General features: G+C 71.8%; 14 protein-coding genes. 10 read left to right on the top strand and 4 right to left on the bottom strand.

Annotation, left to right across the window (positions count from 1 at the left end; all coding sequences use genetic code 11):
• Window positions 1-106: 106 nt before the first annotated feature.
• A complete protein-coding gene (locus NE857_RS13195; protein ID WP_254421250.1) occupies window positions 107-1144 on the bottom strand; it encodes an SEC-C domain-containing protein in 1038 nt (345 codons plus the stop codon).
• Window positions 1145-1486: 342 nt separating this feature from the next.
• Here NE857_RS13195 and NE857_RS13190 point away from each other — a divergent pair, with 342 nt between their 5' ends.
• Window positions 1487-2905: a GntP family permease gene (locus NE857_RS13190; RefSeq protein WP_254421249.1), complete on the top strand. Its 1419-nt coding sequence runs from the start codon at window positions 1487-1489 to the stop codon at window positions 2903-2905.
• A gap of 146 nt (window positions 2906-3051) precedes the next feature.
• Here the strand turns inward: NE857_RS13190 and NE857_RS13185 are convergent, their stop codons facing one another.
• On the bottom strand, window positions 3052-4089 hold the full coding sequence (locus NE857_RS13185; RefSeq protein WP_254421248.1) for an SEC-C domain-containing protein: 1038 nt from the start codon (window positions 4087-4089) through the stop codon (window positions 3052-3054).
• 227 nt (window positions 4090-4316) lie between these two features.
• Between NE857_RS13185 and NE857_RS13180 the strand changes: the two genes are divergently transcribed.
• The 5 genes from NE857_RS13180 (at window position 4317) to NE857_RS13160 (ending at window position 11816) form a co-directional block, all read left to right on the top strand.
• Complete coding sequence (locus tag NE857_RS13180) at window positions 4317-4871, top strand: hypothetical protein (protein ID WP_254421247.1); 555 nt, start codon at window positions 4317-4319, stop codon at window positions 4869-4871.
• 24 nt (window positions 4872-4895) lie between these two features.
• Window positions 4896-5549, top strand: coding sequence for a hypothetical protein (locus tag NE857_RS13175; protein WP_254421246.1), 654 nt, complete (start codon window positions 4896-4898; stop codon window positions 5547-5549).
• A gap of 471 nt (window positions 5550-6020) precedes the next feature.
• On the top strand, window positions 6021-7841 hold the full coding sequence (locus NE857_RS13170; protein WP_254421245.1) for a SpoIIE family protein phosphatase: 1821 nt from the start codon (window positions 6021-6023) through the stop codon (window positions 7839-7841).
• Window positions 7842-7943: 102 nt separating this feature from the next.
• A complete protein-coding gene (locus tag NE857_RS13165) occupies window positions 7944-9566 on the top strand; it encodes an SWIM zinc finger family protein (protein ID WP_254421244.1) in 1623 nt (540 codons plus the stop codon).
• Between the two features lie 132 nt (window positions 9567-9698).
• Complete coding sequence (locus NE857_RS13160) at window positions 9699-11816, top strand: plasmid pRiA4b ORF-3 family protein (protein WP_254421243.1); 2118 nt, start codon at window positions 9699-9701, stop codon at window positions 11814-11816.
• A 37-nt stretch (window positions 11817-11853) separates the two neighbouring features.
• Here the strand turns inward: NE857_RS13160 and NE857_RS13155 are convergent, their stop codons facing one another.
• Both NE857_RS13155 and NE857_RS13150 read right to left on the bottom strand, forming a co-directional pair.
• On the bottom strand, window positions 11854-12603 hold the full coding sequence (locus NE857_RS13155) for an SWIM zinc finger family protein (protein ID WP_254421242.1): 750 nt from the start codon (window positions 12601-12603) through the stop codon (window positions 11854-11856).
• Window positions 12603-15863, bottom strand: a complete 3261-nt coding sequence (locus NE857_RS13150) for a DEAD/DEAH box helicase (protein WP_254421241.1) — start codon at window positions 15861-15863, stop codon at window positions 12603-12605. The genes NE857_RS13155 and NE857_RS13150 overlap by 1 nt, the downstream gene beginning before the upstream one ends.
• 94 nt (window positions 15864-15957) lie before the next feature.
• Here NE857_RS13150 and NE857_RS13145 point away from each other — a divergent pair, with 94 nt between their 5' ends.
• Genes NE857_RS13145 through NE857_RS13130 form a run of 4 tightly spaced genes read left to right on the top strand, consistent with a single transcriptional unit; the run spans window position 15958 to window position 24381 of the window.
• Window positions 15958-17538: a TIGR02677 family protein gene (locus tag NE857_RS13145; protein WP_254421240.1), complete on the top strand. Its 1581-nt coding sequence runs from the start codon at window positions 15958-15960 to the stop codon at window positions 17536-17538.
• A gap of 14 nt (window positions 17539-17552) precedes the next feature.
• On the top strand, window positions 17553-18959 hold the full coding sequence (locus NE857_RS13140) for a TIGR02678 family protein (RefSeq protein ID WP_254421239.1): 1407 nt from the start codon (window positions 17553-17555) through the stop codon (window positions 18957-18959).
• Window positions 18956-23083, top strand: a complete 4128-nt coding sequence (locus NE857_RS13135) for a TIGR02680 family protein (RefSeq protein WP_254421238.1) — start codon at window positions 18956-18958, stop codon at window positions 23081-23083. The genes NE857_RS13140 and NE857_RS13135 overlap by 4 nt, the downstream gene beginning before the upstream one ends.
• The gene (locus NE857_RS13130) at window positions 23080-24381 is read left to right on the top strand and encodes a TIGR02679 family protein (RefSeq protein ID WP_254421237.1); all 1302 of its coding nucleotides are present in this window, start codon (window positions 23080-23082) and stop codon (window positions 24379-24381) included. Before NE857_RS13135 ends, NE857_RS13130 begins: the two co-directional genes overlap by 4 nt.
• The last annotated feature ends 33 nt before the right edge of the window (window positions 24382-24414 follow it).

Here is a 24414-nt window from a genome sequence, read left to right as displayed (position 1 = left end):
TCCCCCACCGGTCTTCCGGAGCTCACGGTGGTGTCATAACTCCCGGAGCCGGTTGTTGTCGGTGAGAAACCCGGGGTCGATGCCCTCGTCGTCCCAGACAGGCAGCTCACCGCGTGTTCGGGGAGCCGCAGCACTTCTTGTATTTACGCCCTGACGCGCACCAGCACCGCTGGTTGCGCTCGGGCGGCCAGGAGCTCAGCCGCGGGTCGTCGGGGGCCAGGGACTCGCTCCACTCGCCGCGGAGCTCGCGGTCCGAGGCGTCCCCGCCCCGTTCACGTGCGAACTCCCGCATCTCCTCGACCGAGAACAGCACCGTGTACCAGTCCAGGTCCGGCTGCTCACGCGAGTACTCGCGCATCACCTGCTCCCCCGCCCGGAAGTACGCGTCGACGCCCTTCTCCGCTGCTTCCCCGTCGAGAAGTCCGCTCTCCACCGCCAAGGTGAAGTCCTCCCTGGAGCAGAGGACCTGGCGCCCCTGCGGGTGTTCGGGCTGCGCCGGGCCCTGCCCCAGTGGAGCCCGGGAGCGCGTGTGGGGGTCGAGCAGACCCGCCAGGATCTCCTCGGGTTCGGCGCGGTCACGAACCGCGGCGTCGAACTCGTCCGGGGCGTACCCGAGCTCCTCGCGTACCTTCGCCCTACCGATCAGGGGGAAGGCGAACATCAGAGCCACATCTTCCAGCTCCTCGGCACCGCCTACCAGGTACTTCCGTGAGGCGATGTTGTAGCAGTACAGCGCCTCCTCCAGGCGGCCGTACTCCGTCAGTGTCTCGGCCAGGAGTCCGGCCGGTCCCTCCTGGAGGACTCCGGGTGCGGTCAGGTCGGCCAGGAGGCGTTCGGTCTGCGCATGCGCCTCGGATCCCTCCCGCTGTAGCAGGAACCCCGTTTTCTCCACGGCCGCGTACTGGCGGTCATCCACCTGCGGGGCGTGGGCCATCAGCGCGTCGAGGACCCGTACCGACCGTTCCGGGTGTTCGGCGGAACCGGACACGCTGGCCTCTTCAAGGAGGATCTCGCCCGCGGATTCCACGTACCGGTCGAGCTCTTCGAGGACGTGCCCCGGCAGCCCGAGCGGGGTCACAGCGGCCACGAGCGTTCCACCGGACGGGTCGGCCTGGTGGTCAGGGGAGAGGGTGTTGTGCGGCATGGCGTAACGCTAACGGACGTCCGGCCGCCGTGTCCGGTGAACACCCACCGCTTACGGCCCGTGGTCTCCTTCCTCATCAGAGGCCCATTACCGCAACAGCCGCCACTGTTTCAACCCCCAGGCGCCCCACAGCTTCACAGCGGTTTAACGACCCGTTAACCATTACCCGCACCAGCGCTCCGCTGCGAGGATGACCGACGTCCTCGTCCGTCCGCGCGGCGGCGACGATCCCCCTGACACAGCACACTCCCCTGCTGCTGGACGACCGCACCGGCTTTCGGAGGCAACAGCGTCCACCCGGTGAAAGATTCGGCACGCGTTGCCCCGCCCCCAAGGAGTCCCATGGCACTGGGCATCATCGGCATCGTCACCTCTTTGATCCTGCTCATCACCCTCGCCTACCGCGGCGTCCCCGTCATCCTCGCCGCTCCCCTGGCCTCGGTGGTCGCGGTGGTCTTCTCCGGGGCTCCGATCCTGGCCTCCTACACCGAGATCTTCATGCCGGCCATGGCCGCCTTCGTCGGCAGCTGGTTCCCCGTCTTCCTGTTCGGTGCGATCTTCGGTGTCCTGATGACCGTCACCGGCTACGCGGAGAGCATCGCCCGCACGGTGACGGGGCTGGTGGGCTCGCGGAGCGCGATCGCGGCGACGATCGTCACCTCGGCCCTGATGACCTACGGAGGCATCAGCCTCTTCGTGGTGGCCTTCGTCATGTATCCGCTGGCACGCGAGCTGTTCCGGGTCGCCGACATCCCCCGCCGCCTCATTCCCGCGACCATCGCGCTGGGGATCTTCACCTTCACGATGACCGCGCTGCCCGGCAGCCCGCAGGTGCAGAACATCATTCCGGGACAGTTCTTCGGCACCGGTTCGTTCGCCGCCGCCGGTGTCGGGCTGGTGGGCGGCGCCCTCATCTTCGGTCTCGGCCTGCTCTGGCTCGAGTACCGGCGCACCGCGCTGATCCGCAAGGGTGAGAGCTTCGACAGCCCCGAGAGCGCGCGCTCGGCCAACGGATCCTCCGACAGCGGTACCGGGGACCAGCAGGTCACCACACTCGAACCGGCGAACCGTCTCGTGCCCTTCCTGCCGCTGCTCACGGTCTTCGCCGTGAACTTCGCGTGCACCCTGATCATCTTCCCGGCCCTGGACTGGTCCTACCTCGCGGAGGACAAGTTCGGCGGGGTCACCTTCGAGCAGCGCATGGGGCTGTGGGCCGTGCTGTTGGGGATCCTCGCGGCGATCCTCGTCCTGGTCGCCCTCAACTTCCGCCACTTCGCCACGTTGTGGGCCGGATTCGTCGACGGCGCCAAGCGGTCCCTGTTCCCGATCTTCAGCACCGCCTCCGAGGTGGGTTACGGCGCGGTGGTCGCCTCGGTCGCCGCCTTCGCCGTCGTCCGCGACTCGGTCTTCGGCATCGGCGCCGACGCCCTGTGGACCTCGGTCTTCTCCGTGTCCATCACCGCCGGTCTCACCGGCTCCTCCTCGGGCGGTATGACGATCGCGCTCAACGCCCTCGGCGAAGACCTGCGGACCATGGCCGAGCAGGAAGGCGTCAGCCTGGAGGCGATGCACCGGCTGACGGCCATGGCCGCGGGCGGGCTGGACACGCTGCCGCACTCCGGCGCCGTGGTCACCCTGCTCATCGTCTGCGGGCTCACCCACCGGCAGTCCTACAAGGACCTCGGTGTCGTGACCCTGGCCATTCCGGTCCTCGTGGTCATCGCACTCGTGAGCCTGGTATCCGTCGTCGGGTCGTTCTGAGCGGCGTGCGGCTGTGGAACCGGCACTGGCACCCGCCGGTGTCCGGGGCGGTGCGGACCTGGTCCGTAACGCCCCTTTTCCGTGCTCACAGCTGCGGCGCGGGCCGCCTCAGGAGACCGCCCCGTCCCGCGGGTGCCCGGCGGGGTTCAGCGCGCGTTCGCAGACCCGCAGCACTTCTTGTACTTGCGCCCCGACGCGCACCAGCACCTCTGGTTGCGTTCGGGCGGCCAGGGGCACAGCCGCGGGTCGTCGGGCGCCAGGGTGTGGCTCCACTCGCCGCGGAGTTCGCGGTCCGAGGGGTCCCCGCCCCGTTCGCGTGCGAACTCCCGCATCTCCTCGACCGAGAACAGCACCGTGTACCAGTCCAGGTCCGGGTCCTCACGCGAGTACTCGCGCATCACCCGCTCCCCCGCCCGGAAGTACGCGTCCACGCCTTCGGCCGCCGCCTCCCCGTCCAGCAGTCCGCTCTCCACCGCCAGGGCGAAGTCCTCCCTGGAGCAGAGGACCTGACGCCCCTGCTGGCGTCCGGGCTGAACCGGGTGAGGTCCCAGCCCGGCCGGGGAGCCCGCGGCGGGGTTGAGCAGCCCCTCCAGGAACTCCTCGGGGTCGGCACGGTCGCGCACCGCGGTGTCGAACTCGTCCGGGGCGTATCCGAGCTCCTCACGAACCTTCGCCCTTCCGATCAGGGGGAAGGCGAACATCAGAGCCATGTCGTCCAGCTCCTCGGCACCGCCTGCCAGGTACTTGCGGGAGGCGATGTTGTAGCAGCCCAACGCGGCTTCCAGACGGCCGTGTTCGACCAGCGTCTCGGCGAGGAGGCCAGCCGGTCCCTCTTGGAGGACTCCGGGCGCGGTCAGGTCGGCCAGGAGACGCTCAGCCCGGCCGTCCGCCTCGGCGCTCTCCTGCTGGAGTAGGGACTTCAGTTTCTCCGAAGCCGCGTACTGGCGGTCATCGACCTCCGGTGCGTGGGTCATCAGTACTTCGAGAACCCGCACCGCCCGTTCCGAGTGTTCGACGGCCCCGGACGTGCTGGCCTCTTCCAGGAGGATCTCACCCGCCGATTCCGGGTACCGGCCCAGTTCTTCGAGGACGTACTCCGGCAGCCCGAGCGGTGTCACAGCGGCCACCAGGGCCCCACCTGTCGGGTCCACCTGGTGGTCGGGGGACAGAGTGTTGTGCGCCATACCGAAACGGTAGCCAAGGTTCGCCCGTGCTCGGGCACGAATCGGCTTACCCGCCCGGTCGTCCGGGAATTCTTCGGCGGATGCTCGCGTGCCCTTCCCGATCGGACCTTCCCGTGTCCGCCGTCCGGTTCCGGACAGCTGCTTGGCGGCGTGATACCCGCGGCTGGTTGAGCCTTGCCCCGCTGTGTGGCCAGACTTGAAGGATCCGGACCCGGTCAGGGGGCGTCATGCGCGGGGTTGTGGTGGGGGCAGCGGCAGCGGCGCTCGTGGCGTGCGGCTGCGGGGTGGTGGAGGTCGGGCCCGGCTCCGCCCCTGAGAGGCCCGAAGAAAACGCGCAGGACGGCGAAGAGGCGGAGCAGACCGAAGAGGGGCCGGTGGAGTTCACGGTCAAGCTGACCGCGATGGATCCCTTCGTGCTGGCCCTGGAGCGCGACCGCAGTTGTATCTGGGTCCAAGGCCCCCGATGGAAGTTGACGGACGGCTCGGACCGGGTCCTGGACGCCGGAGAGGTCGACACCGAGGACATCGTCTACGTCTCCGGCGGCGAGGTCGATCTGGAGGAGGTCCTGGGTGAGGACGCCGTCCCGGACGACCTCTTCCCCCGTGGTGAGTGCTACAGCGAACTCGAGTTCGAGGTGCCCCGAGCGGATTTCTACGTGTTCAGCGTGGACCTGTTCCGGCCGAGCACCGAACCGGGTGAGCGTTCGGTGAGCAAGGAGATGACCTTCTCGTTGGAGGAGGTCGAACCGGCGGATGCCGAGCTCCAACTGATCGTGCGCTGACAAGCTGAGTAACAGGGAGGCCCGATGGACACCGAGGTGGTTCAGGAGAGGGGCCCGAGGCTGGGCCGCTGGGCAGCGGTGGGGGTGGGTGTCCTGGCCTTGGCGACGACCGGCGCCGGGAATCCGCCCATGGAGGTCGATCCGTGGGAGACCCTGGAGTACGAGGGCAGTGGGGACACCGTGCTGATGGTGGACCAGCACGACGATCCGCGCATCGCCACGGTCACCTATGACGGGGAGCGGCACTTCTCCGTCTGGGCAGTCGACCCCCGGGGCGAGAACCAGGACCTGCTGGTCAACACCACGGGACGGTACGAGGGGACGGTCCTGTACAACGTGCTCGTGGGCGAGGAGCTCGCTGCCCTGGACATCAGCGCCACGGGGCCCTGGCGGATCGAGCTGAAGCCCTTGGCCGACACCGACGAGTGGGGGGAGGGCGAGGACTCCTACTCGGGTACCGGCGACGACGTGGTGTGGCTGATGTGGGAGCCGGAAGGCTTCAGTGTCCTGGACATCAGCCACAGCGGGGAGCGGCACTTCTCCGTCTGGGCGTACGCGGACCAGGACCGGGACCTGCTGGTCAACACCCGCGGGGACTACGAGGGGCAGGCCCGGCTTCCCGCCGGGTCCTTCCTCCTGGAGATCTCCGCGGAAGGCGACTGGAGGATCGACCGGTAGGCGCCCGTGGACCCGCGGAGCGGGCGCCCGGTGTCCGGGGCCCTGTCGCCCGGAGCACGTCCGGAGTCCTCGGATGTCGGGGGTTCCGGAGTCCTGCCAGCCTGTACCGCCCGGAAACCGCGGTGCCTGCCTGCTCTCGGTGGAGCGCCCCGGTCCAGGGGCGGCCGCTCCGCCGGTGACATGCCATTGATAGCGCGATACCCCCTTTTGGGCAGTGCCAGGCACCAGACTGTACCCCGTTGAACTGGCCCGTTTTCGGAGGGTGCCGGTGTGTACGCACCCCGTCCGAACGGGTATTGCGAGCCGACACGGCACGACCGGTCCCGGTCCCGGGACCGGGAAGGGGAACGGGAAGGGGAACGGAATCGAAACCGGCGTCGGCGGGGCCGTCCTCGCCTGCCGGGGCGACCGGCAGCCGTGTCCGGCCCCGCGCACTGCGGGCCTCATCGGCGAAAGGACCGGAGGTAGAGGATGAGCGACATCGGCCGACCGTGGGAGACCGACATGCTGCGCGCGGTGTTCGACAGCGTGGGCGCGGGGATGCTCGTGGTCGACCCCTCGGGCCTCATCACCGCCTCCAACCCCTACGCGCGGCAGATCGTCGACCGCCCCGGTGAGCAGCTGCTGGGCGCGGACCTGCACGACCTGCTGCACCGCGACCAGGACGGGAACGAGATCGCGCGCGGGGAGTGCTCCATCATGGGCGTACTCGACAGCGGTCAGCACTCCGAGGGGAGCGAGGAGTTCTACCTCCGTGGGGACGGCACGCTCGTACCCATCATCTGGGCGGCCTCCCCGCTCCAGCACGGGGGTGCCTTCGCGGGCGCCGTCGTGGTCTTCCACGACTTCAAGAAGCACCGGGACGCCCACGAGCAGACCGCCGCGCACCTGGCGGCCCTGGAGGAGCTCACCACCCGTTTGAGCATGGTGGCGGAGGTGTCCACGCTGCTCATCTCCTCCCTGCACATCGGTGAGACGCTGGACGGGCTGGTCCGGCTGCTGGTGCCGGAACTGGGCGACTGGGCGGTGGTCGACCTGATCCCCGAAGACGGGGCGGAGGGGGAGCTGAGACGTGTCGCCGTGCACTCCCGCGGTGACCACGGCGGCGCGGAGGCGTTGAAGGGTCCGCTGCCGCCGCTGCCGCAGACCTCTCGTGCCGCACTGGCCCGGGCCCTGTACAACAACCAGCCCGTGTTGCTCGACGCGAGCGCCCAGGACGGTGAGCCGGACGAACCGATCGCCCGCGCCCACCGGCAGCTGTTCGAGCGCCTGGGTGCGGGCTCCGCGGTGGTGGTGCCGCTCTACAGCCGCCGACAGGTGTTCGGCGCGCTGACCGTGGCCCGCCGCGGGCAGCAGAACTCCTACACCGACGCCGAGATCCTGGTGCTGAGCGACATCGCACGGCGCGCCGGCCTGGTGATCGAGAGCACCCGGCTCTTCGAGCAGCGACTCGACATGGCCGAGACCCTGCAGCGCCAGCTCCTGACCCCGCTGCCGCAGGTCGACCACCTGTGGTTCGCGGCCCGCTACCAGCCCGCGCAGCAGGCCTCCGAGGTCGGCGGGGACTGGTACGACGCCTTCCTCCTCGCTGACGGCGTCACGACCATGGTCATCGGGGACGTGGTCGGCCACGACCTCCAGGCCGCCGCGCACATGGCCGAGGTCCGCAACATGCTGCGGGCGCTGGCCTGGGACCGCAGGGAGCCCCCGAGCGAGATCATGCGGCGGTTGGACGGGGTGATGACCCACACCAGCGACGCTCCGATGGCGACCGTCGTCTTCGCCCGTATCGAAGGCCCCGACGGCGGGCCCTGGCACCTGCACTGGGTCAACGCCGGACACCCGCCGCCGCTGCTCATCACGGCCGAGGGCGCGGCCCGCTACCTGGAGGAGGGCCACGGCCCCCTGCTGGGTATGAGTTCCGCACTGCACCTGGGCCTGGAGTGGCCCGACGCCCGTGCGGAGCTGCCCGCGCGGTCCACGCTGCTGTTCTACACGGACGGTCTGGTCGAGAGCCGTGACCAGCACCTCGACACGGGGTTGGAGGAGCTGCGCCGCCACGCCGCCGACCTGGTCGGACACGAGTTGGAGGACTTCCTCGACGGGCTCCTGGCCCGTATCGACCCGCGCGGGGACGACGTCGCCCTGCTCGCCCTGCGCATCCCGCCGGCGGGCGCGGATGAGGAGGAGGCGGCGCCCCAGCGCGCGCACAGCCCCGCCGTGGCCGAGCGCGGCGCTCCCGGTTCCCGGGTGGAGGGCACCCCGGTCAGGGACACCTCCGACCCGGTGTAGTGCCCGGGGCGGTGCGGCCCCCTCGATCTCTTCAGCCCTTGAAGCGTGTGCGGGGGCGGAAACCGGCCGCGAGCAAAGGGGCGTTCCCGGTTCAATGGACCCATGCCCTCCTACACGCGTGAAGACCTCATCCATTTCGCCGGTGCGAAGTCCTACCACCGGGGCGTCGACTACGTCTCCCAGGTGAGCGAGGTGACCTTCGACGGCAGGACGGTGCGCGGCACCGTCACCGGCACACACGTCTACCGGGTCGAGCTGACCCCCACGGGCCGGGGCATGGAGTGGGACTGCGACTGTCCTTGGGCGGAGGAGGCCAACTTCTGCAAGCACTGCGTGGCCCTGGGGCTGGTGTACCTGTACGACTCCGAGCACGCGGTCGAAGTGCCGAAGGCCCCGGACCTGCGCTCCTACCTGGACTCGCTCGGTACCGACGAGCTCGTGGACCTGGTCCTGGCGGCGGCCGACGACGATCCCGGGTTCCGGCGGCGGCTGGAGACGAGCGCGGAACTGGCGGGCGGACTCTTGGGGGGTGCCGGAGCACGTGCCCGGATGGAGCGGGCCCTGCGCATCGACGACCTCGTGGAGTACCGGCAGGCACGGGAGTACGCGGGGACGGTCCACCGGGTGGTCGGAGAGCTGGAGGGCCTCCTGGAACGGGGGGAGGCCGCCGCGGCCGAGGAGCTGGCGCGGCACGCGATCACGGCCCTGAACGGGCAGGCGGGCATGGTCGACGACTCGGCCGGACACGTGGGCGGAGCCGCGGCCGAGCTGGTGGAGGTGCACGTGCAGGCCTGCGCGGCCGCGCGACCGGACGCCTCGGAACTGGCGGGGTGGCTGCTCGGACTGCAGGTGGAGGGGTCAGGGCTTCCGGAGCTGCTGTTGGATCCCTATGCGGAGGCGCTGGGCGAGGCGGGCCTGGAGGCTTACGGTGAGCGGCTCTTCGCGGGCGGTTTCTCCGCGAACGAGTGGACGACGCGCTTCCTGAGGTCGGAGTACGCCCGGCTCACCGGCGACACCGACCTCCTGGTGCGGGTGTACGGACAGGGGGAGCGCGTTTACTACGCGAGGATCGTCGAGGCCCTGCATGGAGCGGGGCGGCCCGAGGAAGCCCTTGAGTGGGCCTTCAAGGGGCTGCGCGAGCCGGGGAGGCCGGATCAGCGGCTCCTCGACCACCTCACGCGCACCCTGAGGGAGCAGGGCCGTACGGAGGAGCTCCAGGCGGTGCGCTGGGAGGCCTTCGAGCGCTCACCCGAGCTCACCACCTACCGGGCCCTGCGCGAGGACACCCCGCAGAGCGGTTGGCCCGCGGTGCGGGAGCAGGCCCTGGCGCTGCTGCGCCGGACGGCGTCCCGGCGGCGCGCACCCCACTTCCCCTGCACGCTGGTGGAGGTGCTGCTGGACGAGGGCGACGGGGAGCAGGTGTGGGCGGCGGCCGCCGAGCACGGTTGTGACGAGGACCAGTGGCTGCGGGTGGCCGCCCTTCGGGAGGAGACCCGCCCCGAGGACGCGATCGGGGTGTACGCGGCGATGGTGCAGGCGAAGCTTCGGTCGGCCAGTACCGGCCTGTACCCGAAGGCCGCCGAACTGGCCCGGCGTGTGTACGGCCTGTACGGACGTTTGGGCCGAGAGGACCAGGCCCGGTCGTTCCTGGCGGAGTTGAGGTCCGAGCACCGGCGCAAGCGGCGCTTCCTGGCCGAACTCGACCGGGTGGGGCTGGGAGGGTGAGCTCCGGCGGTCACGGCTTCCCCTCGCGGACGCCACTCGTCGGCGCCCGTGGTCGGCCGAACCGCTGCGGGAAGGCCCGCGAAGCGGTAGGAGTGGTATCCGTACACAAGGTGCACAGAGCGAGGAACAGTGATGAGCCAGAAGTCTCCCGAGAATCGGGTGTACCGGTTGAAGATCGTGTTGGAGGGGACCGAACCGCCGGTGTGGCGTCTGGTGGAGGTGCCCGCTGGCCTCAGGCTGAGCCATCTGCACGTGGTCATCCAGACCGTGATGGGCTGGGAGCACGCGCACCCGCACGCCTTCGAGTTCGGCAAGCGGCACTACAGCGAAGGGGGCGGCGGTTTCGGCGGTGACCTGGACGAGTTCGAGGCCAGGGTCGGTGAGGTGCTGAGCCGCAAGGGGTCCAAGGGTGTCTACACCTACGACTTCGGGGACGACTGGCGGCACCTGATCGTGGTGGAGGCGACCGGGGAGGCCGCACCCGACACGTTCTACCCCCGGGTGCTGGACGGTCACGGCGGCGGGCCGCCGGAGGACTGCGGCGGGGTGGACGCGTTCGAGCGCCTGCGCCGTTTGCGCGAACATCCCGAGGAGCGCGGGCGCGACGACCACAGTGTCACCGGAGAACAGCTCATGTGGGTGGAATCGCTCGAACCCGACGAGCTGGACCTGGAGCTGATCCAGGACGACCTGTGGGAGCTGTTCGAAGGAGCGGCCCTGGGCGGAGGGGGCGAGGAGCCGTCACCGGCCCGGCCGGTGACCCTGCCGCCGGAGGAGGAGCTGGCCGCCGCGGCCCTGCAGACCTCTCCCCTGCGCGAACTGCTGGCGCTGGCCCGGTGGGTCTCGTACGGCATCAAACTGACGGGGACGGGGGTGCCCCGGCCCGCGGACATCCGTGCGGCGGTCGGTGCGCTCGACCTGTGGCCGCACGCCTGTGAGGCGGAGGCCGAGGAGCGTGCCGAGCGGGTGCGGAAGTTGCGTTCCGCCAGGGGTCTACCGGAGTTCCTGGACCTGTGGGACACCGCCGTGGCCCTGGGGCTGATCGAGGTCAGTTCGGCGAGGGCACACACCTGCGCCGAGCTCCTGGTGTCGGGGCCGACCCCGGGCAGGGTTCTGGAGTGGTGGACGGAGCTGTTCGGGTCCACCATCGAAGGGTCCTTCGGGGGCGACGGAACGGGTTCGGTCGGGGCCGACCCCCTCTTCGGTGAAGTCGAGCTGTTCTACCTGGCCCTGCGTATGCTCTACGAGGCCCCCGACGAGTTCGAGGCCGACCTGGCCGAACTGGTACGCACGATGGCGGCGGGCGCCGAAGAGGACTTCGAGGAGCTCGACCTGGCCGCGGACCCCACCCCCGCAGAGGAGTTCGGGGACACCGGAGCCGCGTCGAAGCACGCTGCCGGACACGACGGCTTCCTGAGCGAATCCGTCCTTGAGCCGCTGTACCTGATGATGCACGAGGTCGCGGAGGTCGGCGCTGTGCGGCTGGTCGACGCCACCTCCGCCGAGGTTCGCGAGGCGGTGCTGGAGCAGAACCCGTTCGGACTGAGCGCCCCGCCGAGTTCGGCCATCGACTGCTTGGCCGTGCTCACCCCGCTGGGCCGCTACGGGGTGCGCCAGTACCTGCTCGGCACTGGTATCCCGGCCCCGCTCACCGAGGAGGTGGCCGACGCAGACGCCGCCGGCCTCCTCGACATGCTGAGCACGACCCCTCCGGAGCTGCACCCGACCGTGACCGCCCCCTGGCTGGCCGCGCGCACACCGCAGGAGGCGGTGCGGGAGATCGCCGAGGCCGCCGCGGACCTCACGGGGCTCGGGGCCCTGCGCCGCGCCCTCGCTTCCGGTGTTCTGGGATCGGCCGGGGAGGAGGTCGTACCGGAGCTGCGTTCCCTGCTCGGTTCGGACCGGCGCACGGTGACCGCGCTGGCCGCCGGTGCGCTGCTTTCGCGCCCGGAGCGCCCGCAGGAGGAGGCCGAGGCGCTGAACGAGGAGTACGGACTCTGGCTGGCGATCGACCGGATGTCGGGACCACTGGAGCTGGGTGAGGAGAACTTCGTCGCCCTGCTCGGGCTGGACACCGGGGAGGGGTCGGGGCCCATCGAACAGTTGCTGTTCGAGCGGGGCGAGCAGCTGTGGAAGGTCGACCATCCGGCGACCGCCGAGGTGTTGGAGGCGCTGGGCCGGCTGCACCCCGACAAGACGGCGGCGAAGGCGGCCCGGCGTGCGGCGCGCAAGGCCCGCAGCCAGGGTTGATGACGGGGTTCAGAGGGTTGGTGCCCCGCCCCGGGGGTCAGGCGCCCTCCGTGCCGCCGGGTCCGCGCCTGAGCCGTGCGTACATCGGGGCCAGGCCGGAGGCCACCCCCAGGGTGGAGCCCTCCCAGTGGGAGAGCGGGTCGAAGGGGCGGGGCCGGGCGAGCGGTGTGAGGTCGCCGCCCGTCCAGAAGTCAGCGGAGCTCTCGGCGAGCGGTGTGACCTCGACGGCCAGTTCGCCCGCGGGGCCACCGGGCGCCGTCGATTCCAGTGCGTCGAGGACCTCCTCCTCGGTCCGGCCCAGCCAGGCGAACAGCAGGAGGGGGTTCTCGTCGAGCAGGGCTGCCCAGGCGAACATGACGGCCGCGCCGTGTTTGCAGGGGTAGCCGCCGCGGTCCGGACAGGTGCAGTGGATGTCGATGTCGTCAGCGGAGTCGGGGAAGAGCGCCAGCCCGTGGCGGGCGAACACCTCTTCGGTGACTTCGGGCAGTTCTCCGGCGAGCAGGTCGTCGGCTGCGTCGGGGTCCTGGGCGAGGTCGTCCAGAATGTGTGACCACCGTGTGTCGTCGATGGCCAGGTAGGCGACGGACACGCGGTAGGGCCGGCCGCGTGAGCCCTGGACGAAGGCGGTGACCTGGATGTGGTCGGCATCCACGGTGATCTCCCGCACCGCTCCCTGGCGGTAGTAGGTGCGGCCTCGGGACAGTCGGCCGTGGTCGCCGTCAGCGATGCCCTGCAGGAGGCGGGCCGACCACCAGCTCTCACAGACGGGGCCGTGCGCGGCGGGCATCAGGCCACCGCTTCTGGGGCCAGGCGAACAACCTCGCGCAGTTCGTCGACGCTGAGGTCGGTCAGGGCGTTCTCTCCCTGGCCGACCACGGCCTCGGCCAGGCTCTTCTTGCGTTCGATCATCTCGTCCACGCGTTCCTCCAGGGTGCCCACGCACACCATCTTGCGTACCTGCACGTTGCGTTTCTGGCCGATGCGGAAGGCCCGGTCGGTGGCCTGGTCCTCCACGGCCGGGTTCCACCAGCGGTCGAAGTGGACGACCTGGTTGGCGGCGGTGAGGTTGAGTCCGGTGCCCGCCGCCTTGAGGGAGAGCAGGAACAGTGCGGGCTGGTCGCTGTTCTGGAACCGGTCGACCAGCTCCTCGCGCTTCTTACGGGAGGTCCCGCCGTGCAGCCACAGCACCGGCATGTCCAGTTTGCCTTCGAGGTAGGGGGCGAGCCGGTGGCCGAACTCGGTGTACTGGGTGAAGCAGAGCGCCTTGTCGCCCTCGGCGGCCATCTCGGCGAGCAGTTCTTCGAGCCGGGCCAGTTTGCCCGAGCGCCCGTTCAGGCGGGAGCCGTCGCCGAGCAGGTGGGCCGGGTGGTTGCAGACCTGTTTGAGCTTGGTCATGGTCGCCAGCACCAGGCTCTTGCGCCGCATCCCGGTGGCCTCGTCGATCCGGGCTGTCATTTCGTCGACGGTGGCCCGGTACAGGGAGGCCTGTTCCTTGGTGAGGGTGCACCAGGTCCGCATCTCGTTCTTGGCGGGCAGGTCGGTGATGATCGAGGTGTCGGTCTTGAGGCGGCGCAGGATGAAGGGCGCGGTGACGCGGCGCAGCGCCGCCGCGGACTGGCCGGAGTTCTGACCGGAGTCCTTGCCGAGGTCGCGGTGGACGCGCGCGGCCACCCCCTTCTCGAAGGTCTCGCGTGAGCCCAGCAGGCCGGGGTTGGCGAAGTCCAGGATCGACCAGAGCTCACCCAGGTGGTTCTCCACGGGGGTACCGGTCAGGGCGACCCGGGAGGCGGCCGGGATGGTGCGCACCGCCCCGGCCTGTTTGGTCCGGGAGTTCTTGATGTTCTGGGCCTCGTCGCAGACCACCCGGGCCCAGGGCAGTCCGGCGAGCGCTTCGGCGTCGCGGGCCATCACCCCGTAGCTGGTCAGGACCAGGTCCGACTCCGGCACCTGACGGTCCAGGTCCTCACCCCGGGGCCGGGCGGGGCCGTGGTGGAGGAGGACGCGCAGTTTCGGCGTGAACCGTTCCGCTTCCCGGCACCAGTTGCCCAGGACCGAAGTCGGGCACACCAGGAGCGTGGGCGCCGGCCGCCGCTGGGCCGCACGGGAGCCGGTGCGTTCGTCGGCCAGCAGGGCGAGCAGCTGCACGGTCTTGCCCAGACCCATGTCGTCGGCGAGGACCGCGCCCAGGCCGAGCCGGTCCAGGTAGCGCAGCCATCCCGCGCCGCGCCGCTGGTAGGGGCGCAGTTCGGCGTCCAGCCCTTCGGGTTCGGTCATGGGGGTGAAGGCGTGCTCGGCCTGTCCCGCCAGCAGCGCCCCCAGTTCCCCGTCGGCGTCGACCCCCTCCAGTTCGGGGCCCGCGGGGTCGGGGAGCAGTGCCATCCGCACCGCCTCCCCCACCTGGACGGTTCCGCTGGCACCGTCGGCCAGGTAGGCGGCGACCCGGCGGAGCTGTTCGGGGTCAAGCCGGGCCCACTCTCCGCGCAACCGGACGAGGGGGCGCTTCAGGCGGGCCAGTTCGGCGATCTCCTCGGGCCCCAGGTCGAGGTCGCCGACGGCGGCCCGGTAGTCGAAGTCGACCAAGGTGCGGCCGATCCCGGTCCCGCCTTCGGCCTGGTGCGGTCCGGGGCCGGTGTGGGCGGAGAGTGTGAGCCTGGTGCCCACCCCGATCTCACCGAGCCAGGGCGGCAGGAGCACTCCGAATCCGGCCTCTCGGAGCGCCTCGGCGTGCCGGGACAGGACGTCGAAGGCCTCCTCCGGGGTCAGTTCCAGGCAGCCGGGGGCCTCGGGGGCCAGGCCGCGGACCAGTACCGGGCAGGCGCGGGCGGCCTGGGTGAGCGCGCGGTCGATGGGTTCGGCGGGGTCCCGGGGCAGCCAGTCCGCGCCCTCGCCCTCACGCAGGTCGTCCAGGGGCACCATGAGGGAGGGCTCCTCGACGGACTGGACCCAGATCTGCAACCGCCAGGGCAGGCCCGCGGGGATGTGCAGCCCGTCCTGGGGTTCTGTTCCGAGGGCTTCGGGATCGGCTTCGCTGGATCCGGTCGGCCACTCCTCTACCGTCTCCTCCCCGGCCGGTTCCTGCGCGGTGGCCGGGTCAGGGGCGGGCTCGACCAGCCGGAAGACCAGACGGATCGCGCCCGCGTACTGGTGGGTGGCGGTGAACCAGTCCTGGATCTCGTGTATGAGCTGGCTGCTTTCGGACAGCTGGTTTCGAACCCTGCGGGGCAGGTCGCCGTTGGCGGCGGTGAGGGCCGCCAACCACTGGTGCTGGACGCGGGGGCGTTCGGGTACCTCGGCGCGGTGGTGGGCCAGCCGTTCCCTGGCCACGAGGTCGGTGAACGAACACAGGGCGCCCAGGGCGTCGGCCATGGCGTCGGCGCCCGCTTCCTCGGGGGCGAGGTCGGGGGTGTGCGCGGCGCGGGCCACCGGCGGGAGGGCGCGGACGTGGTCGCGCAGCCAGGCGAGGGTGGCGGGGTCCAGGAGGGGGCGCCACCGGGCCTGTGGCGCGGGGGCGCCGGCCCGTGGTCCGTCGACCGGGGTTTCCAGCAGGCGTGGAATGAGGCGGCCGGTGTCGGCCAGGGATGTGGCCGCGTCCAGGAGGAGGGCCAGGCCGGTGAGGGAGGCACCGAAGCGGGTGCCGGTGGGGCCTGCAATGGGGTCGGCTGTGAGGTCGGCGGTGGCCGGATCGCGTCGGGCGCGGCGGAGCAGGGCCGACGCGTCCGGCCCGGCCAGGTCGAGTGTGGGCACCAGCCAGGGGCGGACGGTCACCTGACCGGGCGAGTACCGCGGTGCGTCGGCCATGGCGGGGAAGCACGGCGGCGGGACCGGGTGGCGGGGCACACCGGGAAGGTTCAGGACTTCGTGGTCCGGGATCCCGGAGCACGCGCCGAGGTCGGCCAGCACCTCAGCCAGCGTCTCCGTGCCCAGCGCGTAGGGGTGGGGGCGGATCCGCTTCCGAGAAGGGGTGGCGGCGGGCAGGTCGGAATCGACCGCCCAGACTCGGAGCCGGTCCGATTCCCAGAAAGCTTCTATGACACGCACACACTCCATTGTCTGGGTTCGGCGCGACCAGGGTGACGCTTTCAGCCGATTCGGCGGCCGGGTTCTCCTGGGATCCCGGTAGCTTGATGCGGAGGGTTCATCGTTGACGGGAGGCGCTGGGGTGCAGGGGTTCGAGCGGCTTCCGGCGCGGGTCTTCGACTTCACCTCCGGTAGCCGGCGCGACCTGTACTTCGCGATCCTGCACGTGTTCAACGACGCCAACGAGCGGTTGGAGACGGCGCTGCTGTTGGAGCAGGTCCACGATCGGCTGCCGGGGACGGGGTTCACCGAGCCCGCGGAGGAACCGGAGGTGGAGGCGGCCCTGCGCCACCTGGAGTCGATCGGGCTGCTGGAGTCCGCCCAGAGCTACACCGCTGCCTACGCCACCGCCGCCGAGTTCGAGCGCAAGAACGTCCAGTACACGCTGACGGCACGGGGCGAGGCCGAGTTCGCCGGGGTCCGGCTGGTGCTGGAGCGGTTGAAGGAGCGCGGCGCGCTGCAGACCGCCGTGCTGGACGCCGTCGCCGATCGGTTGGACGGGCTGCACGCGCTGATGGGCGCGGACGACCCCGCCCAGGACAGCCGGGTCTTCACCACCCTCCAGGAGCTGGAGGGGCACCTGGACTCGCTGCGGGACAACACCAAGCGGTTCAACAACGAACTCCAGCGGCTGCTGCGTTCGGGCGGCGCCGACCTGGACACCTTCCATGAGGTCAAGCGGGCGACGGTGGGTTACCTGGACGCGTTCGTGGACAACCTGGAGGAGCGGGCCCGCGGCATCGCCGACGCCTTGGCCAGGGTTGAGGGGCACGGTGCTGAGGGGCGCGGTGTGGAAGGGATGCTGGAGCGGGCGCTGGCCGGGGCCAACCTACCGCCGAGCGCCACCGACCGGGTGCGGGAGGACTGGCTGGCGGCCCGGCGCACCAAGTGGTCGGGGCTGCGTTTGTGGTTCGCGCCGACGGAGGACGGCCAGGAGGGGGTGCGCCGGCTGCACGAGGTGGCCCGAAGAGCCATCGGGTCCCTGCTGGAGGCGCTGGAGCGGATCACCGAGTCGCGGCGCAGAGCCTCCAGTACCGCCGAGGACCTGCGCGCGGCGGCCCGTTGGTGCGCGGGCGCGGAGACGACCGAGAACGCGCACCGGCTGTGGCAGGCGCTGACCGGGCTCTCCCCCGCCCGGCACGCGGTGCTCGGGCACACCGACGACGAACTGATCGCGCCGGGGACGGCGTGGGCGGCGGCCGACCCGGTTCCGGTCTCGGCCAACCTGCGTTCCTCGGGCCGATCGGGCCGGGTGGCCCGGACCGCGCGGGTGCGCGACGTCGGGGAGACGGCCAGGTTGCGCAGGGAGCGGGCGCGGGCGCAGCGCGCGGAGGTGGAGCGGGCCCTGGGCCGGTTGGCCACCGACGGTCCGGTACGGCTGTCCGCGTTCGGGGATATGGAGCACGACCTGTTCGAGCACCTGCTGGCGCTGCTCGGTCAGGCGCTGTCGGAGTCGGTCCGAGATGACGGTACCCGTCGGGCGCTGACCTCGGACGGGAGGATGGAGATCGTACTCGTCCCACCGCCGGACCGGGGTGAGGCGACGCTGCGCACACCGCGCGGGGTGTTCAGCGGACCGGACTACGTCGTGTCGATCAGTGTTCCCGGCGGCGCGGGTCCGAGGCCGGAGCGGGGGCTGGAATGAAGCGGGGGGCTCGGATGAGTGGTCATGTGCCGGTGCGCAACGCCAACCGCGGGGTGAGCCAGGCCCGGGACGAGATGGCGCTGGGCATCCAGGCGATGCTGGCCTCTCCCCTGCTGGTCCGGGAGCGGGACGAGGCCGCCTTCACCGCGGTGCGGCGCAGGCGCACCGAGCTGACCGCCTGGTTCGACTACTTCTGCGGCTGGACGCTCACGGTGGAGCCCCGGCAGGGGTACGCGCGCCTGGCCAAGGTCCGCGCCGCCGACTCCCATGTGGCGGTGCCGCGCCCCGCGCTGCGGGTACGCGGGTCGGGAGCCCCGTTCGACCGTCGCCGGTACACGCTGTTCTTCCTGGTCGCGGCGGAGCTGACCGTGTTGAGCCGCACCACGGTGGGGCTGCTGGCCCAGCGGGTGGCGCACACGTGCGCGGTGGAGGAGGGCGTCCCCGAGTTCGACTCCTCGGTGCGGGCGGAGCGGGCCGCCCTGGTGGACGCGCTGCTGTTGTTGGAGGACTACGGGGCGCTGACCAGCGTGGACGGCAGCACCGAGTCCTATATCGCGGGGGCGGACGCGATGGTGCTCTACAAGGCCGATCCCGCGCGGCTGGCCCGGTTGCTCAACGCACCGGTACCGCCCTCCCGGTTGGGCGGGGCCCACCCCGACCTGTCCGAGCTGTTGGCTGAGGAGCGTTACGGACCGCGGGTGGACGGTGCCGGTACGGACGGTCCGGAGCCGGGCGGCGGCCCGAACACGGCGGGCGGCCCGGGCGGCGGCCAGGATCCGGGCGAGGGTCGCGACTCGGGCAGCGGGCCCACGCGCAATCAGCGGCTGTTGCTCGCGCGGCACTCCCTGATGCGGAGGCTGTTGGACGACCCGGTCGTGTACACGGCTGACCTGAGTGCGGGTGAGGCGGAGTACGCGAACACCCTGACCGGTCGGGGCCTGCTGCGGCGGGCCGCCCGGGAGGCGGGGTTTCGGCTGGAGGAGAGGGCCGAGGGCTACCTGCTGGTGGACGTCCGGGGGCGCACCACCGACGACGTGTTCCCCGGTGAGGGCAATGTGAAGCAGACCGCGCTGCTCCTGCTCGACGTGCTGTTGGCGGCGGCCGAACCGCTGTCCCTCACCTCGCTGACCGGTGAGGTGGAGGGGCTGTTGGAACGCAAACCGTCCTGGGCGCGGAGCTATCGCGGGGAAGGCGGGGCGTCGCAGCTGACCGCGGCCGCGCTCGGGGTTCTGGTCGGGCACGGTCTGGCCAGGCAGGAACAGGGCCCGGAACGGGAACGGGGCCCGGCGGACGGACCGCGCTACCGGGCGTTGCCCGCGGCCCACCGCTACGCCGTGGACCGCGCGGACTTCGGGCAGGCGGGATCCGGGGAAACGGGATCCGGGCAGAAGGAACAGAGTCAGGAAGGCGGTCAGGCATGACCCAGGTCCCGGTGGAGCGGACCCCCGACCGGTGGCGCCCGGCGCGGGCGGGCATCCTCAATGTCTGGCGCTACTACCAGGAGGTCTTCACCTTCCACAGGGGGAGGCTGTTGCTGCGCGGCCGCAACGGCACCGGCAAGTCCAAGGCCCTGGAGCTGCTGCTGCCGTTCCTGCTGGACGCGAGCCTGCGCCCGAACCGGCTGTCGACCTTCGGCGGCAACGAGCGGGCCATGCACTGGAACATGATCGGGCACGGCTACCCGGGGGCGACCCGGGTGGGGTACGTGTGGTTGGAGTTCGAGCGGCCCACGGCCGAGGGTACCGAGCACCTGACCCTGGGCGCCCGGCTCCAGGCCACCCGTGACGTCTCCTCGGTCACGCCCACCTACTTCACCTCCTCGGCCCGGGTGGGTGAGGGGTTGTCCCTGCTCACCCCCGAGAAGCAGCCGCTGACGGTCAAGCAGCTCAAGGAGGCGCTGGAGGGCACCGGGCTGGGCACCGTCCACCCGGGGCCGAAGGAGTACCGCTCAGCGGTCCGCGGGCTGCTCTACCCCCGTCTGGACCAGGCCCGCTACGACGCGCTCATCACCGCGCTGCTGCAGCTGCGCACCCCCAAACTCTCGGAGCGGCTGGACCCCGGGCTGCTGTCCTCCCTGCTCTCCAGCGCGCTGCCGCCGCTGGGCCAGGGGGAGCTGGCCGACATCGCGGGCGGGTTCGAACGGCTGGACCGGCACCGGGAGCAGCTGCGGGACCTGGCCGAGGAGGTGGCGGCGGCCAGGACCCTCGCCGACCGCCAGCGCGTGTACTCGGCCCGGATGCTGCGCGGCGCCGCGGCCGAGCTCACCACCGCCACCGCCGAGATGGGTCGGCGCGCCGAGGAACTGCGCGAGGCGCAGGGTGCGGCGGAAGGTGTCGCGGCGGAGCTGACCCGGCTGGGCGAGCAGGAGGAGGAGCTGGGCGAACAGTCCGAGACGGTCTCCGGTGAACTGCGCGGGCTCCGGGACAGCGAGGCCTACCGGGCCGGGAGCGGAATCGAGCTCCTGCGGGAGAGTGCCGGGGCCGCCAGCGAGGAGGAAACCAGGTCCGCGGCCGAGGCGGAGCGGCGCCGGGAACTCGCCGAGCGGGCCGAACAGGCGGCTCAGCAGAGCTCTGAGCAGGTGGCGCGGGCCGAGCGGGGAGCCGCCGGGGTCCGGAGCAAGGTGGAACGGGCGGCGCACCGTTCGGATCTGGTCGGGGTGTTCGAGGAGGCCGAGCGGGTCCTGGAGGCGCAGGGGCGCGAGGGGGTTCAGCCCGCCCGCCGTCTGCTGCGCGCAGCCGTCTCCCACCGCGGGGAGCTGATCCATGAGGTGCGGGCCTCGCTGGGCCGCCTCCGTGAACTGCTGCGGCGCCGGGAGGAGCTGGAGGCCGACCTCGGGACGATGGAGGAGGAGCTTGAGGCGGCCGAACAGGCGGAGGCCGGGGCCGGGTCGGCGCACGAGGCCCGGTTGTCCCGGTTCACCGAGGATCTGGTGGCCTGGGCGCGTGGGTGCGTCGAACTCCCGCTGACGGATCCGGGCGGTCGGGGAGGCTCGGAGGAGCTGGACGCGCTGGACGCGCTGGACGTGCTGGACCTGCTGGTCCAGGGGGTCGATCACGAGACGGGCGCCGGGCCCCACGCCGAGGTGGCGGCGGCCCGGCAGAGCGCGGGTGAGGAGCTGGCCGCCCTGCGGCAACGGGTCCGGCAGCGCGCTGAGGAGCTGGGCGCGGAACGGGCGGCGGTGAGTGACCGGATCGCGGCCCTGGAGGCGGCGACCGTGGTGGAGCCACCGGTCCCCCACACCCGTACCGCCGACCGCTCGGAGCGCGCCGGAGCCCCGCTGTGGCGTTTGGTGGCCTTCGCGGACGGGTTCCCCGAGCCCGCGCGTGCCGGGGTGGAGGCGGCGTTGGAGGCGTCCGGCCTGCTGGACGCCTGGCTGGCACCGGACGGTTCGGTGTCGGGGGTGGCCGGTGACACGGTCCTGAGCTCCCAGGTGCGGGCGGTCTCCGGGTCCAGCCTGGCGGACGTGCTGGTCGTGGAGGAGGGGGTTCCGGTACCGGCCGAACACGTGTGCTCGGTGTTGGCGGGGATCGCGTACACGGCGGTGGGAAGCGGTGGCGCCGCGGGCACAGGTCAGGGGGCGGACCGGCCCGACGTTCCTGTGCTGGTGGGGGCCGACGGCTCTTGGCGGCTCGGTCACCTGCACGGGCAGTGGCGCAAGGAAGCACCCACGCACATCGGGGCCCACGCGCGCGAACGCAACCGGGCCCGCCTGATCGCCGAGCTCACCGTACGGCTGGGTGAGCTCGACGACGCCCTGGAACTCGTGGCCGAGGAGGAATCGGCCCTGGCCGAGCGGCGTCGGCGGTTGGACGCGGAGGTCGCCGCCATGCCCGCCGACACCACGACGCGGGGCACGGCGCGGGACCTGCGTTCGGCACAGGACCTGGTGTCCCACCGGCGCGGAGCGTTGGAGCGCCAGCGAACACGCCTGTCCGAGCACGAACCCCTGGTGGCGAAGGCCGATGGTGAGCTGCGGACGCTGGCCGCGCGGCACCGGCTGCCCGCCGACGGGGAGGCCCTGGAGGCCGCCCGGTCAGCTCTGGGGTCCCTGGGCGAGGCCGTGGAGGTCTGGCTGGACAGCCGGGTGGAGCTGTTCGGGCTCGTCGGGAAGCGGGAGCAGCACCGGGAGAGCGCCGAGACCGCGCGGACGGAGGCGGGTCTCGCCGCGCGGACCGCCGCGGGGGCCGCTCGGGAGGCGCGGGAGCTCAACGCGCGGCTGGCCGCGGTGGACGCCACCGTGGGGGTGGAACACCGTAGGGTCCAGGAGCGCGTCGCCCTGGGCGAGCGCCGGTTGAAGGAACTCCGCGACGCCCTGGCCACGACCCGTTCCGAGCAGAACACCGCCCAGGCGCGGCGGGGCGAACTCCTCGCCGAGGTGCGTGTTCTACAAGAGCGGAGCGGCGCCGCGCTCGCGGCCCGCGACACCTCGGCCGAGAGGTTCCGGGCGTTGCTGGGTACCTCCCTGCTGGAGGATTCCGGGTTGGAACCGCCCGAGACCGACCTGGCCACGGTGCGCGGCGCGTTGGACGCGGCCAGGGCTATCGCGGCCGCGTCCGCGCGGTCCGACCACTCCCCGGAGCGGATCAGCGGAGCGCGGGCCAAGGTGGCCGAGGCCATGCACGAAGCCCGGGAAACGCTGGCCCGGCGGGCCTACCTGGAGCTGTTGACCGACGGTGCCGACGGCGATGTTCAGCGGGTCAGCGCCCTGTTGGACGGGGTGCGGGTGGGTGCCCGCGGCCTGTACGAGGCCCTACTGGAGGAGCAGCGGGTCCGGTCCGCCGACCTCACCGGTGAGGAGCGCGAGCTGTTCGACCGGGTACTGACCGGGGACACCCGCCGCCACCTGGCCGAACGCATCCGCCGGGCCACCGGTCTGGTGGCGGGGATGAACGAGCGTCTGAGCCGGGTGCGGACCGCCTCCAGGATCTCGGTCCGGCTGCGCTGGGAGGTGGCCCCGGACGCGCCCGCCGGCACGGAGAGGGCCCGTGAACTGCTCGTCAAGGACCCCCGGATGCTGGGCGAGGCCGACCGGACGGCCCTGCACGCCTTCTTCCGGGAGCGGATCGACGACGCGCGCGCCGAGGACTCGGCCGCGGGGTGGGAGGAGCACCTCACCCAGGTCCTGGACTACACCTCCTGGCACCGGTTCACCGTGGAGCTGGACCGCGACGACGGCAGGGGCTGGCAGCGGCTGACCCGGCGCGAGCACGGCGGGCTCTCAGGCGGGGAGAAGGCGATCGCCCTGCACCTGCCGTTGTTCGCGGCGGTGGCGGCGCACTACGCCACCGATCCCGAGGCTCCGAGGTTCATCCTGCTGGACGAGGTGTTCGTGGGGGTGGACTCGACCAACCGGGGGCAGATCTTCGCGCTGCTCGTGGACCTGGGCCTGGACCTGGTGCTCACCAGCGACCACGAGTGGTGCACCTACACGGAGCTGGACGGGATCGCGATCCACCAGCTGGTCCCGGCGGACCCGGACGAGGACGACGACGCGGTGACCACCGTCCGCTGGGTGTGGACCGGTTCGGCGCTGGAGGAGGCGTGAGCACGGACGAGAGGCCGACCGGGAGCGCAGGCGGGAGGACCCCGGAGGGGTGCTCGGGGCGTCTCGGTGTTCCGGAGCACCTGGGCCGGAAGGCGCTGCTCCCGCTGTGGAACGCGGTGCACGACCGGTTGTCCTCGGGTACCGCCGTGCGCTCGGTGACCGTGCGGGGCCTGGACGAGGAGGAACAGGCAGCCCTCGCCGACCTGCTGGGGCTCGTCTCCTACCCGGGTGCGCGGACGAGCGTCCGGTTGGACCGGCTGGACCGGGCGCTGGCCCCGTTGGGGTTGGACGCCCGGGCGGTGGCGAGCGCGGTGGTCGGACCGATCGACGACCGGGCCGCGCATCGGGTGCGGACCGCGGAGGAGCGCGAGAGGCTGTGGGCCTGGCTGGCCTCCAGTCCGCTCGTCTCGGCGCAGCCCGCGCTGGCGCGGTGGGTGGAGCTGATCCGCGCCGACCGGGTGCCGCGAGGTGACACCGAAGGGCTGCGGCGCCGCCTGGAGCAGGCCCTCGCGGTGCTGGCCGCCCTCCCGCTGGCGGACGGGCGCCCGTTGCCGACGTTGGCCGCCGAGACGACCGGAGACCCGCACGCCCTGGACGGCACCAAGGCACTGCCCGGCCTGGTCCTGCGGGCGTTGGCCGTCCTGCGTGACGTCGACGCCCCCGCGAACGCACGGGAGCGGCGTGCGCTGTGGGGCGGGTTCGGCGTGGACTGCGATTCCCACTCCACCTCCGTCCTGGTCCTGGGGTTGCGCCCGAGTGGCGCTGGCCCGCTTGCCTCGACCCTTCGGGTGTGGGCCGACACCGGTCGGGCGGCCGTCGTGACCCTGGACCAGTTGTCCGCTGTGTCCGACAGCGCTGAGCTGGCGCAGCCCTGCCCGGTGGTGTTCGTGGTGGAGAACCCGTCGGTCCTCGCGCACGCCCAACGGGTTCTGGGCTCGGACTGCCCGCCCCTGGTCTGCGTGTCGGGTTGGCCGAACAGCGCGGCGATCGCCCTGTTGCGCACGCTCTCCGAGGGCGGGGCCGAGCTCCGCTACCACGGGGACTTCGACGGGGAGGGGCTGCGGATCGCCGCCCACCTCATGGCCGTGGCTGGTGTGGCTCCCTGGCGGATGGGGGCCGACGACTACCTGGCCGCGCTGCCTGGGGTTCAGGAGGCTCCGGCACCCGGGCGGGTCACCCCCGCGCCGTGGGACCCGGACCTGGCCGACGCCATCACCGCCGAGGGGGTCGCGGTCCACGAGGAGAGGGTCGCCGACACCCTGGTGGCCGATCTTCGGGCCGCGGCCGCGAAGCTCTGAGCACGCGGCGCCCCGGAGCGTGTTACTCGGGGG

Source organism: Nocardiopsis exhalans, from assembly GCF_024134545.1.
Lineage (GTDB): Bacteria > Actinomycetota > Actinomycetes > Streptosporangiales > Streptosporangiaceae > Nocardiopsis > Nocardiopsis exhalans.
This window is presented reverse-complemented; position numbering and strand designations above follow the sequence as displayed.